Raw genomic sequence first — 12,430 nt, 5'->3', positions numbered from 1 at the left:
ACTGCGAGCGGCCACACCTATCGCTGAAAATGCAAACGCCCGATGCGGTGCATCGGGCGTCGTTGGCCGGATAGTCCGGCTGGAGTTTTAAACCGTCCTGGGTGTCAACGCTATTCAGGACGGGTCACTGCCAATCGTGAAGAGATTGACAATGGCCCAGTCACCGGCCCAGAACACCTCAATGGCTTCCAGCTACCGCTCCATCGACCATGTCATGCTGCGCCTTCACGCAGCCGAGCCTTTGTTTCAGCTCTTCAGCGAGACCTTCGGGTTGCCCGTGGCCTGGCCCTTGCAACGCACTGATTTCGCCACGTATGGCTGGGTCCATCTGGGCAACACAGACCTCGAATTGTGGGCGGCGACCGCCAACGGCGATCTTCCCGACCATGCGCAACCGCCCTTGATCCACGGTTTTGCTCTGGAGCCTGCTTCGCCCCTGGCCGAAAGTCTGGAGCACGCGATGGAGGCAGGCATCACTTGCAAGCCTCCCCGCGCTTTCCAGTCCGAGAACAGTCGGGGCGAAAGCGTCACCAATTTCACCAATTCCGTGCTGCTTGAGCTTTCCGCTCCAAGCTGCTGTGTGTTCTTTTGCGAGTGGGATCGGCGTGCGGCCCTCTACCCCTGGCCCGAAACCGCAACGCCGGTAGAACGCCGCGCGCAGCATCGGCAGGCCCTGCAGGACAGCGGGGGCGGCCCCCTGGGAATCACCGGACTGCATGCCCTGCGCATGGGCACCCCGGATGTGCAAACACACCAGCACCGTTGGCGGGCACTCACAGGCTCGCAGCCTGGCCATCCCATTGCAGTCATGCCGGATGTCTGTCTGGAGCTGGTTCCAGGAGAACACTTGCTGATTGAATCGCTGTCGCTGAGCGTGCGCTCACTATCCATAGCGCGTGCCTTTCTGAGCAGCCGGCATTTGCTCCAGGCGGACAGCGGCGATGTGCTTTCCGTGGCGTGTGAAGGGCTGCAACTTCACCTGCTGGAAACGGCCCCCGCCTTACCTTAGTGCAGACTTCCATGACCGCTTGCTGTTTTGCACCAGGCGGGCATAAAAAAACCCGGCCAAGCCGGGTTTTGGGGCAGATCCACCAAGATCTGAATCACTTCTTCTGGCGGAACTTGCGAAGCGCAGCAATCTGCGCCGCCATCACGGCCAGTTCGGACTGGGCCTTGGCCAAGTCGATTTCGCTCTTGGCATTCTTGAGCGCTTCCTCGGCGGAGGCCTTGGCGGCGTTGGCCTTCTCGTCGTCCAGATCCTTGCCACGGATGGCGGTATCGGACAACACAGTCACGCAGTTGGGCTGCACTTCCAGAATGCCACCGGCCACGAAGACAAACTCTTCGGAACCGTCAGCCATTTCGATGCGCACCGAGCCCGGCTTGATACGGGTGATCAGCGGGGTGTGGCGGGGATAGATGCCCAACTCGCCAGCTTCGCCAGGCAGCGCCACGAAACGCGCTTCACCGGAGAAGATGGACTCTTCGGCACTGACCACATCAACGTGGATGGTGTTCATCATTGCTCCTAGGAAAAGGTGGGTTGCTTGATTGCTGAAAGCCGAGCGGCGGTAGGCCGCTCAGCCGCCGGGCAATCAGGCCACCTTCTTGGCCTTTTCGAAGGCTTCGTCAATGGTGCCCACCATGTAGAACGCCTGTTCTGGCAGGTGATCGCATTCGCCGTTCACGATCATCTTGAAACCACGGATGGTTTCCGACAGCGGAACATACTTGCCTGGCGAGCCCGTGAACACTTCGGCCACGTGGAAAGGCTGCGACAGGAAACGCTGGATCTTGCGCGCGCGGGCCACGGCCAGCTTGTCTTCAGGCGCCAGTTCGTCCATGCCCAAAATGGCGATGATGTCGCGCAGTTCCTTGTAGCGCTGCAGCGTGCCTTGCACCGCACGGGCCGTAGCGTAGTGGTCTTCGCCCACAACGTTCGGGTCCAGCTGGCGGCTGGTGGAGTCCAGAGGATCCACGGCAGGGTAGATACCCAGCGAGGCGATGTCACGCGAAAGCACCACGGTGGAGTCCAAGTGGGCGAACGTCGTGGCAGGCGAAGGATCGGTCAAGTCATCGGCAGGCACGTACACGGCCTGGATGGAGGTGATCGAGCCGACCTTGGTCGACGTAATACGCTCTTGCAGACGGCCCATTTCTTCGGCCAGCGTAGGCTGGTAGCCCACGGCGGAAGGCATGCGGCCCAGCAGAGCGGACACTTCGGTACCGGCCAGCGTGTAGCGGTAGATGTTGTCCACGAAGAACAGCACGTCACGGCCTTCGTCGCGGAACGACTCGGCGATGGTCAGGCCAGTCAGCGCAACGCGCAGACGGTTGCCTGGGGGCTCGTTCATCTGGCCGTACACCATCGCAACCTTGGACTCTTCGAGCTTCTCCAGGTTGACCACGCCGGAATCGGCCATTTCATGGTAGAAGTCGTTCCCTTCGCGGGTACGCTCGCCCACACCAGCGAACACCGACAGACCGCTGTGGGCCTTGGCGATGTTGTTGATGAGTTCCATCATGTTCACGGTCTTGCCCACACCAGCGCCACCGAACAGGCCCACCTTACCGCCCTTGGCGAACGGGCACACCAAGTCGATCACCTTGATGCCGGTTTCCAGCAGCTCTTGCGAAGGCGACAGTTCGTCGTACGCAGGGGCCTTGCGGTGGATGGAGGCCGTCAGTTCCTGACTCACGGGACCACGTTCGTCGATGGGAGCACCCAGCACGTCCATGATGCGGCCCAGCGTCGCCTTGCCCACAGGCACGGTGATGGAGTTGCCGGTGTTGGTCACCATGATGCCGCGGCGCAGGCCGTCGGACGAACCCAGCGCAATGGTACGCACCACGCCGTCGCCCAGCTGCTGCTGCACTTCCAGCGTCAGGGTCGAACCGTCGAGCTTCAGAGCGTCGTAAATCTTGGGCATCTGGTCGCGCGGGAACTCAACGTCCACCACAGCGCCGATACATTGAACAATCTTGCCTTGCACTTGAGCCATTTTTCGCTCCAATAAAGATGTTGGTTGAGCTGCTTACACAGCAGCGGCGCCAGCCACGATTTCCGAAAGTTCTTTCGTGATCGCTGCCTGGCGCGTCTTGTTGTAGACCAGCTTCAACTCGCCAATGACGCTGCCGGCGTTGTCGGTGGCGGCCTTCATGGCCACCATGCGTGCCGACTGCTCGGACGCCATGTTTTCCGCAACGGCCTGGTAGATCAGGGACTCGACATAGCGGACCAGCAGATCGTCGATCACGGTCTGTGCATCGGGCTCGTAGATGTAGTCCCAGCCATGTTCGGTCTTGTCGGCCTGCATCTGCGCGGACGACAGGGGGAGCAACTGCTCCACCACCGATTCCTGCTTCATGGTGTTGATGAACTTGGTGTACGAGAGGTACACCGCGTTGATCTTGCCTTCTGCATACGCATCGAGCAGCACCTTGACCGGTCCGATCAGCTTGTCCAGATGGGGCGTGTCGCCCAGGCCCGTCACGTGCGAAACCACCTTGGCACCGACACGGTTCAGGAAACCCAGGCCCTTGTTGCCAATGGCAACCGCCTCGGTGGACACGCCAGCGCCCTGCAGCTCACGCAGCTTGGACGTCACGACGCGCAGCACGTTGGTGTTCATGCCACCGCACAGGCCCTTGTCGGTCGTCACCACGATCACGCCAGCCGTCTTGGCATCGTTCACTTTCATGAACGGATGCACGTATTCAGGGTTGGCCTGACCGAGATTGGCTGCAATGTTGCGGATCTTCTCGCTGTAAGGGCGGGCAGCCCGCATCCGCTCTTGCGCCTTGCGCATTTTGGATGCAGCCACCATTTCCATGGCTTTGGTGATCTTTTTGGTGTTCTCCACCGACTTGATCTTGCCGCGTATTTCCTTGCCTGCTGCCATGATGGCTCCTCGTCCGGTTTAAGCGAACGACTTCTTGAACGCGGCGATGGCTGCGGTCAATTCGGCTTCTGCGTCCTTGTCCATGGCCTTGGCCTGTTCCAGCTTGGCCAGCAGAGCGGCGTGGCTGGTCTTCAGGAACTGGTGCAGGCCGTGTTCGAAGTCGAGAACCTTCTTGACGTCGATGTCGTCCATGAAGCCCTTGTTCACAGCAAACAGCGTGGAAGCCATCAGCGAGATGGACAGCGGGCTGTACTGCGCCTGCTTGAGCAGTTCGGTCACGCGGGCACCGCGGTCGAGCTGCTTGCGGGTTGCTTCATCCAGGTCGGAAGCGAACTGCGCGAACGCAGCCAGTTCACGGTACTGGGCCAGGTCGGTACGGATACCACCGGACAGGTTCTTCACCAGCTTCGTCTGGGCAGCGCCACCGACGCGCGACACCGAGATACCGGCGTTGATGGCGGGGCGGATACCGGCGTTGAACAGCGAGGTTTCCAGGAAGATCTGGCCGTCAGTGATCGAGATCACGTTGGTCGGCACGAAAGCGGACACGTCGCCAGCTTGCGTTTCGATGATCGGCAGTGCGGTCAGCGAACCAGTCTTGCCCTTGACTTCACCCTTGGTGAAGGCTTCGACGTAGTCGGCATTCACGCGGGCTGCACGTTCGAGCAGACGGCTGTGGAGATAGAACACGTCGCCAGGGTAGGCTTCGCGGCCTGGTGGGCGACGCAGCAGCAGCGACACTTGACGGTAAGCCACAGCTTGCTTGGACAGGTCGTCATACACGATCAGGGCGTCTTCGCCACGGTCGCGGAAGTATTCGCCCATGGTGCAGCCAGAGTAGGCCGACACGTACTGCATGGCAGCCGATTCGGAAGCCGACGCGGCCACCACAATCGTGTATTCCATGGCACCGGCTTGTTCCAGTGCGCGCACCACGTTCTTGATCGACGAAGCCTTCTGACCGATGGCAACGTAAATACAGGTCACGCCCTGGCCCTTCTGGGCGATGATGGCGTCGATGGCCACAGCGGTCTTGCCGGTCTGGCGGTCACCAATGATCAGCTCGCGCTGGCCACGGCCCACAGGTACCATGGAGTCGATGGACTTCAGGCCGGTCTGCAGAGGTTGGTCCACCGATTTACGGGCGATCACGCCCGGAGCGACCTTTTCGATCACGTCGGTGAGCTTGGCGTTGATAGGACCCTTGCCGTCAATAGGCTGGCCCAGGGCGTTCACCACGCGGCCGATCAACTCAGGACCGACGGGTACTTCCAGAATGCGGCCCGTGCACTTGACGGTGTCGCCTTCGGAGATGTGCTCGTACTCGCCCAGAATCACGGCGCCGACGGAGTCGCGCTCAAGGTTCAACGCCAGGCCGTAGGAAGGCTGGCCGTCCTTGGTGGCGGGGAACTCCAGCATTTCACCTTGCATCACGTCCGACAGGCCGTGAACGCGAACGATACCGTCCGACACAGACACCACGGTGCCCTGATTGCGGATATCGCTGCTGGCAGCCAGACCTTCGATGCGGCTCTTGATGAGTTCAGAAATTTCTGCGGGATTGAGTTGCATGACTCTTTCCTTCTTTCTTTGGTTCGCTGTCCTCGCCGCGCGTTACGCGGTGAGGGCCGCTTTCATTTGTTCAAGACGGGCCTTGACCGAAGTGTCCAGCACCTCGTCACCCACCACTACGCGAATGCCGCCGATCAGGGACTCGTCCTGCTGAACAGCGAGATTGAGCTTGCGGCCGAAGCGCTTTTCCAGCGCTGCGCTGACCTCGGACAGTGCGGCACTGTCCATCGGAAAAGCGCTGTACACCACGGCATCCGAAGAGCCGTTGCGGCGATTCACGAGGGTACGAAACTGCGAAGCCACTTCCGGGAGCGCGTTGATGCGTCCGTTGTCGATGACTGTGCGCAGGAAATTCTTGGCCGTATCGGACAGCGCCGAACGCGCAACACCCGTGAAGACAGCAAACACCTGGTCTGCCGTCACCTTGGGGTTGTCCGCCAGCTGACGCAACTGGGGGTTGGCGGCAATGGCCGCCAGTTCATCGACCCAGTCAGCGGTGCTGGCCAGGTCCATGCCCGCACCCGCAGTAGCGGCCTTGAACAGGGCATCGGCGTAAGGGCGGGCAATGGTGGCGAGTTCAGCCATGTGTGTCCCCTTACAGCTCGGTCTTCAGGCGGTTGAGCAGGTCGGCGTGAACGCCGGCATTGACTTCCTTGCGGAGAATCTGCTCAGCACCCTTGACGGCCAGCGCTGCCACCTGCTCACGCAGGGCTTCGCGGGCTTGCACCGTTTGCTGCTCGGCTTCGGCACGGGCGGAGGCAACGATCTTGTTGCCTTCTTCCGTGGCGCGTGCCTTGGCTTCTTCGATGATAGCCTGGGCACGTCGGTCGGCGTCCGCAAGACGCGAGGCCGTTTCGTTGCGCGCCTGTGACAACTCCTTTTCGACGCGCTGGTTGGCAGCGGTCAGTTCGGACTTGGCACGGTCGGCAGCAGCGAGGCCTTCGGCGATTTTCTGGGCTCGTTCATCCAACGCCTTCGCGATCGGGGGCCACACGAATTTCATCGTGAACCACACCAGGATCAAGAAGACGATGGCCTGAATGAACAGGGTCGCATTGATACTCACGGCAACACCTTTCTAGAGTGGCGTTGAACGGGACTTACTTGGGCAGGTTGGCCAAGAACGTCGAAGCGAAGGGGTTGGCGAAAGCGAACAGCAGAGCGATAGCCACGCCGATCAGGAAGGCGGCGTCGATCAGACCAGCCAAGATGAACATCTTGGTTTGCAGTTCGTTGATCAGTTCAGGCTGACGTGCCGACGATTCGAGGAACTTGCCGCCCATCAGTGCGATACCGATGGAAGCGCCGATAGCGCCCAGACCAACGATCAGACCACAAGCCAGAGCGACGAGACCGAGAATGTTTTCCATGATGACTCCTGAGTTAAAAAAAGAAAGGTTGAAAAAGAAAAGGGAAACGAAAGGGAACCGTTAGTGCGCGTTGTGCGCCTGACCGAGGTAGATCAGTGCAAGCATCATGAAGATGAAGGCTTGCAGAGAGATCACCAGAATGTGGAACAGCGTCCAGATGGTGCCAGCGATAACGTGGCCCACAGGCAGCAGCACACCCGACAGCGACAGTGCAGCCGCACCACCCATCAGGGCGATCAGCATGAACACCAGTTCACCGGCGTACATGTTGCCGAACAACCGCATGCCATGCGATACGGTGTTGGCGACATATTCAATGATCTGCATCAGCAGATTCACGACGCCCAGAACCAGGGCGAAGATGGGGTTCTTGCTGGTGCCGAACGGAGCCGACACGAGTTCATGCGCCCAGCCGCCAGCGCCCTTGATCTTGACGCTGTACCAGAAGCGCAGGATCAGAATGGCAAATGCCAGCCCCAGGGTGGTGGACAGGTCGGCCGTAGGTACGACACGCAGATAGGCGTGGTGGGGATCATGACCAGCAGCGCCATAGATCTTGGCCCAGATGGCGGGCAGCAGGTCCACCGGCAACATGTCCATGAAGTTCATCAAGAAGATCCAGACAAACACCGTGAGACCCAGAGGAGCAATGAACTTGCGGCTCTCGGCGTTGTGGATATTGGCCTTGGCCTGGTTGTCCACCATCTCGACCAGCATTTCCACCGCCGCCTGGAAGCGACCGGGCACACCGGAGGTTGCCTTACGGGCAGCTGACCACAGAATCAAAAGGGTGAGCACACCCAGAACCAGACCGACGATGATCGAGTCGTAGTTGATGACGGTGAAATCAACAATCTTGGTCTGGTTGACGTTTTGAAGATGCTGCAGGTGGTGAACGATGTATTCACTTGCAGTCGGAGCGTGCGCTTCTGCGGCCATCGGACAACTCTTCTCTATATCAATCGGTTTTTCGGACACCGGGTCGCACCAAAAGCGCCACCCAGTACGTTTTCATTGCGACCACCATGCCAACCAGCAAGGCAATCCAGCTCAAGCCCGACACCAGCCGAGGTGCCGCAGCAAGCAGCGCCACCGTCAGCACGATCTTGGCAATCTCCCAACCAAAGAATCCCACCATGGCAGCACGCGGCTTGGAAGACGCCGAATGGCGCAACACACCGCGTGCAAACAACGCTGCCGGAGCCACCACAGCCAGCGCACCATAAGCCGCAGACCAGCCCACCGATGCCCTGCCCGTCAGAGCCCAGGCCACCAGGGCCACCAGCATCCCGACCAGTGCCTGACCCGCCACCACCTTCCACACAGAGATGGAAGGATTGCGACTGCGCCACACCTCGGCCTCCTCGGCCGTCAGGGGCTTGAAGTCAGATTCTTCAGCCTCAATTTCAGTCTCAGGCGGGATTGTTTTCATTGTTGAATGACGCCCGCGTTACAGACTGCAACTTTCACAAAGCCTCTAATTATAAGTAAAAACCCGTGACGCACGACAAAGACCTGCAAGCCCGGCCCAAAACCGGTGCGCGTGCATGCGCTGTTGTGGTGACAGGCCAACGGCTTTTCCCATCCTTCCCGCACTGCCGTGCACTGGCCTGGGGCAGGCTGCCTGCACCCAAGCGGCAGCACAACAACCCCGCTGGCGCACAATGGCAAAGCCCCGCCAGCTATTGAAACCGAAGCAGTACGCACCATGACAACCTCCAGCCCACCACCTGCCAATGGCCTCGACACACAGGCTAACGATCCACGCAAAGACTCGTTGATCGAATACCCCTCCAGGTTCCCCATCAAGGTCATGGGCGCCAAGGTGGACGGCTTCGTGCATGCTGTCACTGAACTGGCCCGCCAGTTCGACCCCACTTTTGACGCCAGCACCATTGAACTGCGAGACAGCCGCGCTGGCAATTACCTCGGAGTAACCATCACCATCACCGCGACCAGCCGGGAGCAGCTCGACGACCTGTACCGCGCACTGTCGTCACACCCCCTGGTGAAAGTGGTGCTGTAGCCCCGGGGCTGCAGCATATTTGCCGCATGACCATCGACATTCGCATGCTGGGCCGCGTGGACTACGCCACCACCGTCCAGGCCATGCAGGACTACACCACCGCGCGTTCGGCCGGTACACCCGACGTGCTCTGGGTGTGCGAGCACGCACCGCTGTACACACAAGGGCTCGCAGGCAAAAGTGATCACGTGCTGAACCCGGGCAACATTCCGGTGGTAGCCACCAACCGTGGCGGGCAGGTCACTTTCCACGGCCCCGGCCAGGTGGTGGCCTATCCACTGATCGACCTGCAGCGCGCAGGTTACTTCGTCAAGGAGTACGTCTACCGCGTGGAAGAAGCCGTGATCCGCACGCTGGCGCACTTTGGCATCACGGGCCACCGCGTGGGCGGCGCGCCTGGCATCTATGTGCGGCTGGACGACCCACACAGCCACGCCCTGCTGCCGCAGCGTCCGCAAAAGCGCATCGGCACGGCGGCGCCAATCCCGGACTTCGAGGGCCTGGGCAAGATCGCCGCCCTGGGTATCAAGGTCAGTCGGCACAGCACTTACCACGGCGTGGCGCTCAATGTGGCGATGGACCTGGAGCCCTTTGCGCGCATCAACCCTTGCGGTTACGCAGGTTTGCAAACGGTGGACCTTTCTACAATCGGGGTCCACACCACCTGGGAAGAAGCCGCGCAGGTGCTGGGCCAGCAGCTCAGCATCCGGTTGGCGCCCTGAACTCTGCCTACAGCCATGAGCACCCCTGAAGTCGTCCGCGAAGCGCAATCCACCGAAGCCTACAACCCGCTGGCCAAGCAAAAAGCTGCCGCCAAGCTCTCGCGCATTCCGATCAAGGTCGAGCAAGGCGAAGTGCTCAAGAAGCCCGAGTGGATTCGCGTGAAGGCGGGCAGCCCCACCACACGCTTCTACGAGATCAAGGAGATCCTGCGCGAGCACAAGCTGCACACGGTGTGCGAAGAGGCCTCCTGCCCCAACATCGGCGAGTGTTTCGGCAAGGGCACGGCCACCTTCATGATCATGGGCGACAAGTGCACGCGCCGCTGCCCGTTCTGCGATGTGGGCCACGGCCGCCCCGACCCGCTGGACAAGGACGAGCCCCTGAACCTGGCCAAGACCATCGCCGCGCTCAAGCTCAAGTACGTGGTGATCACCAGCGTGGACCGCGACGACCTGCGCGACGGCGGCTCCGGCCATTTTGTGGAGTGCATCCAGAACATCCGCGAACTGTCGCCCGCCACGCAAATCGAGATCCTGGTGCCCGACTTCCGGGGCCGCGACGACCGTGCGCTCGAAATCCTGAAAGCCGCGCCACCCGACGTGATGAACCACAACCTGGAAACCGCACCCCGCCTGTACAAGGAAGCGCGCCCAGGCTCCGACTACCAGTTCAGCCTGAACCTGCTGAAAAAGTTCAAGGCCCTGCACCCCAATGTTCCCACCAAGAGCGGCATCATGGTTGGCTTGGGCGAGACGGACGAAGAGATCCTGCAGGTAATGCGCGACATGCGCGAACACAACATCGACATGCTGACCATCGGCCAGTACCTGTCGCCCAGTAACAGCCACCTGCCCGTGCGCCGCTACGTGCACCCCGACACCTTCAAGATGTTCGAGGAAGAGGCCTACAAGATGGGCTTCAGCCACGCTGCGGTCGGCGCCATGGTGCGCAGCAGCTACCACGCGGACCAGCAGGCGCACGCCGCTGGCGTTTAAGCCTGGCGGGACGCGAAACCCAGAGCACGATCATGGGCGCGGCGGAATCGCTCTCGCTGCGGCGCTACGGCGCATCGCCGGGCAGCCACAGCCACGACCACTTCCAGATACTGCTGGGTCTCTCCGGCGCACTGGACCTGGAAGTCGCGGGGCACGGTGTGCGCGTGGCGCCCGGTGGCGGCTGCGTGATTGCGCCGGGGGATCGCCACGACTTCGAATCGTCGCGCGGCAGCGTCTGCCTGGTGCTCGACAGCGCCCACCCCGGCTGGGCGCAGTGCGCCAGCGCGCAGCTCACTACCGCACTGCCCACCGATGCGCTGCCCCTGGCGCACTACCTGGCCAGCGCATTGCAACAAGGCCGCCCGCTGGCGCAGACCCATGGCCCTGCATTGCTGCTGGAAGCGTGGCTGGCGGGCTCAGCGCCCCATACATCCCTCCACCGATCCACGCGCCAACGCACTATCGATTGGCCTGCTCTGCAGCGCTGGGCAGCCCTGCAATGGCACCGCGAACTCAACGTTGCCGACTTGGCGGCGCAGGTGCATCTGAGCCCCAGCCAGTTCGCTACCAGGTGCCGCGAAGACCAGGGCATGGGTGCCATGGCCTGGCTGCGCGGCCAGCGCCTGGCACAGGCGCGGCTGCTGCGGGGCACAGGCATGGCCGTGGCCGAAGTGGCGCGGCGCACGGGCTACCGCTCGCCCTCGGCCCTCACGGCGGCACTGCGGCGCGCTGAAGATCACTGAATCACTGACAAAGGCTGCCGCGTCCAGCCGACGATCACCACGCGACGACGGACCATCGTTGCGCGACGATTCCGAATGTCCTGCGCGCGTAAGCTCGGCGCCATGCAAGCCAACCTGTACGCCCTGGGCGCCATCGCGCTGTGGGCCTCCCTCGCCTCGCTGGGTGTCTCGCTCACCCACATTCCACCGTTCCTGCTCACGGGCATTGCGCTCATCATCGGCAGCGTGCCAGCCTGGCCGTTTGTGCTGCGTGACCCGTCGCAGTGGCGCATTCCACTGCGCACGCTAGCGCTCGGTGTGTATGGCCTGTTTGCGTACCACTTCCTGCTGTTCATTGCGCTGCGCCACGCGCCGCCCGTGGAGGCCAATCTGGTGAACTACCTGTGGCCGCTGTTCATCGTGGTGCTCTCGCCTGTGGTGCTGCCCGGTGTGGCGCTGCGCCTGCCGCATGTGCTGGCGGCGCTGCTGGGTTTTGGGGGCGCAGCCATTGCGATTGCGGGTGGACGCGAGCTGAGTGGCACGCTGGCCTGGGGTTACCTGCCCGCGCTGGCCGCAGCATTCATCTGGGCCACGTACTCGCTCATGACCAAGCGCGTGGCGGCTTTTCCGACCACGGCCATCGGCCTGTTCGGACTGGTGTCCGGCGTGCTGTCCCTGTTGTGCCATGTGGTGTTGGAGCCCGCCGTGGCGCTGCAGCCGCGCGACTGGGCCCTGCTGGCAGTGCTGGGCCTGGGGCCGCTGGGGGCGTCGTTTTTTATGTGGGACAAGGCCCTCAAGCTCGGAGACGCACGGCACATCGGCATCCTGAGCTACATCACGCCGCTGGCGTCCACCGCGCTGCTGATCGTGGTGAGTGGCCGCTCGTTCAGCTGGAGCATCGCACTGGCCACGGTGATGATCATCAGCGCGGCAGTGATGGGGATGCGGGCGCGCTGACCATGAGAAATACGCGTCAAATTGGCCTCTAGCGCTCGGCGGCCTCAATTCTGAAGTGCAACACCGAGAATTGAGGCCAAGATGACACAGAAGAATTACCAGCAGTTGAGCCAGAGCGAACGCCACGCAATAGCCCTGGGACTGCAGCAAAAGCAAAGTCTCA

The 12,430-nt window shown here is 61.6% G+C and carries 15 protein-coding genes; 6 read left to right on the top strand and 9 right to left on the bottom strand.

Going from position 1 to position 12,430, the window contains the following annotated elements; translation table 11 throughout:
• Window positions 1-151 precede the first annotated feature (151 nt).
• Window positions 152-1,009: a phospholipase D-like domain-containing protein gene (locus NFX52_RS26685; RefSeq protein ID WP_252635891.1), complete on the top strand. Its 858-nt coding sequence runs from the start codon at window positions 152-154 to the stop codon at window positions 1,007-1,009.
• 94 nt (window positions 1,010-1,103) lie between these two features.
• On the opposite strand, the gene NFX52_RS26680 is transcribed toward NFX52_RS26685, so the two are convergent.
• From NFX52_RS26680 to NFX52_RS26640, 9 genes are all read right to left on the bottom strand, one after another.
• Window positions 1,104-1,520 carry a F0F1 ATP synthase subunit epsilon gene (locus NFX52_RS26680; protein ID WP_010467232.1) on the bottom strand — a complete coding sequence of 139 codons (417 nt, stop codon included), beginning with the start codon at window positions 1,518-1,520 and terminating at the stop codon, window positions 1,104-1,106.
• A 75-nt stretch (window positions 1,521-1,595) separates the two neighbouring features.
• Window positions 1,596-3,002, bottom strand: coding sequence for a F0F1 ATP synthase subunit beta (atpD, locus tag NFX52_RS26675; RefSeq protein ID WP_055396243.1), 1,407 nt, complete (start codon window positions 3,000-3,002; stop codon window positions 1,596-1,598).
• A gap of 33 nt (window positions 3,003-3,035) precedes the next feature.
• The gene (gene atpG / locus NFX52_RS26670) at window positions 3,036-3,902 is read right to left on the bottom strand and encodes a F0F1 ATP synthase subunit gamma (RefSeq protein WP_055396242.1); all 867 of its coding nucleotides are present in this window, start codon (window positions 3,900-3,902) and stop codon (window positions 3,036-3,038) included.
• Between the two features lie 18 nt (window positions 3,903-3,920).
• The gene (atpA, locus tag NFX52_RS26665; protein ID WP_055396240.1) at window positions 3,921-5,474 is read right to left on the bottom strand and encodes a F0F1 ATP synthase subunit alpha; all 1,554 of its coding nucleotides are present in this window, start codon (window positions 5,472-5,474) and stop codon (window positions 3,921-3,923) included.
• A 42-nt stretch (window positions 5,475-5,516) separates the two neighbouring features.
• Window positions 5,517-6,059, bottom strand: coding sequence for a F0F1 ATP synthase subunit delta (locus tag NFX52_RS26660; RefSeq protein ID WP_055396238.1), 543 nt, complete (start codon window positions 6,057-6,059; stop codon window positions 5,517-5,519).
• Between the two features lie 10 nt (window positions 6,060-6,069).
• Complete coding sequence (locus NFX52_RS26655; RefSeq protein ID WP_007847746.1) at window positions 6,070-6,540, bottom strand: F0F1 ATP synthase subunit B; 471 nt, start codon at window positions 6,538-6,540, stop codon at window positions 6,070-6,072.
• A gap of 34 nt (window positions 6,541-6,574) precedes the next feature.
• Entirely contained in the window at window positions 6,575-6,844 is a 270-nt protein-coding gene (atpE, locus tag NFX52_RS26650) for a F0F1 ATP synthase subunit C (RefSeq protein WP_007847749.1), read from the bottom strand.
• 60 nt (window positions 6,845-6,904) lie between these two features.
• Complete coding sequence (gene atpB / locus NFX52_RS26645) at window positions 6,905-7,783, bottom strand: F0F1 ATP synthase subunit A (RefSeq protein ID WP_055396236.1); 879 nt, start codon at window positions 7,781-7,783, stop codon at window positions 6,905-6,907.
• A gap of 19 nt (window positions 7,784-7,802) precedes the next feature.
• Window positions 7,803-8,276, bottom strand: a complete 474-nt coding sequence (locus NFX52_RS26640; RefSeq protein ID WP_055396234.1) for an ATP synthase subunit I — start codon at window positions 8,274-8,276, stop codon at window positions 7,803-7,805.
• A gap of 276 nt (window positions 8,277-8,552) precedes the next feature.
• Between NFX52_RS26640 and NFX52_RS26635 the strand changes: the two genes are divergently transcribed.
• The 5 genes from NFX52_RS26635 to NFX52_RS26615 all read left to right on the top strand — a co-directional run bounded on the left by NFX52_RS26635 (window position 8,553) and on the right by NFX52_RS26615 (window position 12,267).
• Window positions 8,553-8,870, top strand: a complete 318-nt coding sequence (locus NFX52_RS26635; RefSeq protein ID WP_055396230.1) for a YbeD family protein — start codon at window positions 8,553-8,555, stop codon at window positions 8,868-8,870.
• A gap of 26 nt (window positions 8,871-8,896) precedes the next feature.
• Window positions 8,897-9,592, top strand: coding sequence for a lipoyl(octanoyl) transferase LipB (gene lipB / locus NFX52_RS26630; RefSeq protein WP_055396228.1), 696 nt, complete (start codon window positions 8,897-8,899; stop codon window positions 9,590-9,592).
• A gap of 15 nt (window positions 9,593-9,607) precedes the next feature.
• Window positions 9,608-10,588, top strand: a complete 981-nt coding sequence (gene lipA / locus NFX52_RS26625) for a lipoyl synthase (protein WP_055396226.1) — start codon at window positions 9,608-9,610, stop codon at window positions 10,586-10,588.
• Window positions 10,589-10,620: 32 nt separating this feature from the next.
• Window positions 10,621-11,331 (top strand): AraC family transcriptional regulator, encoded by a 711-nt coding sequence (locus tag NFX52_RS26620; RefSeq protein ID WP_055396224.1) that lies wholly within the window; start codon window positions 10,621-10,623, stop codon window positions 11,329-11,331.
• Between the two features lie 102 nt (window positions 11,332-11,433).
• Window positions 11,434-12,267, top strand: a complete 834-nt coding sequence (locus NFX52_RS26615; RefSeq protein WP_055396222.1) for a DMT family transporter — start codon at window positions 11,434-11,436, stop codon at window positions 12,265-12,267.
• Window positions 12,268-12,430 lie beyond the last annotated feature (163 nt).

Origin of the sequence: Acidovorax facilis (assembly GCF_023913775.1) — a bacterium.
Classification (GTDB): Bacteria; Pseudomonadota; Gammaproteobacteria; order Burkholderiales; family Burkholderiaceae_C; genus Acidovorax; species Acidovorax facilis.
Note: the sequence above shows the minus strand (reverse complement) of the source record. Positions and strands in the feature narration are given on the sequence as shown.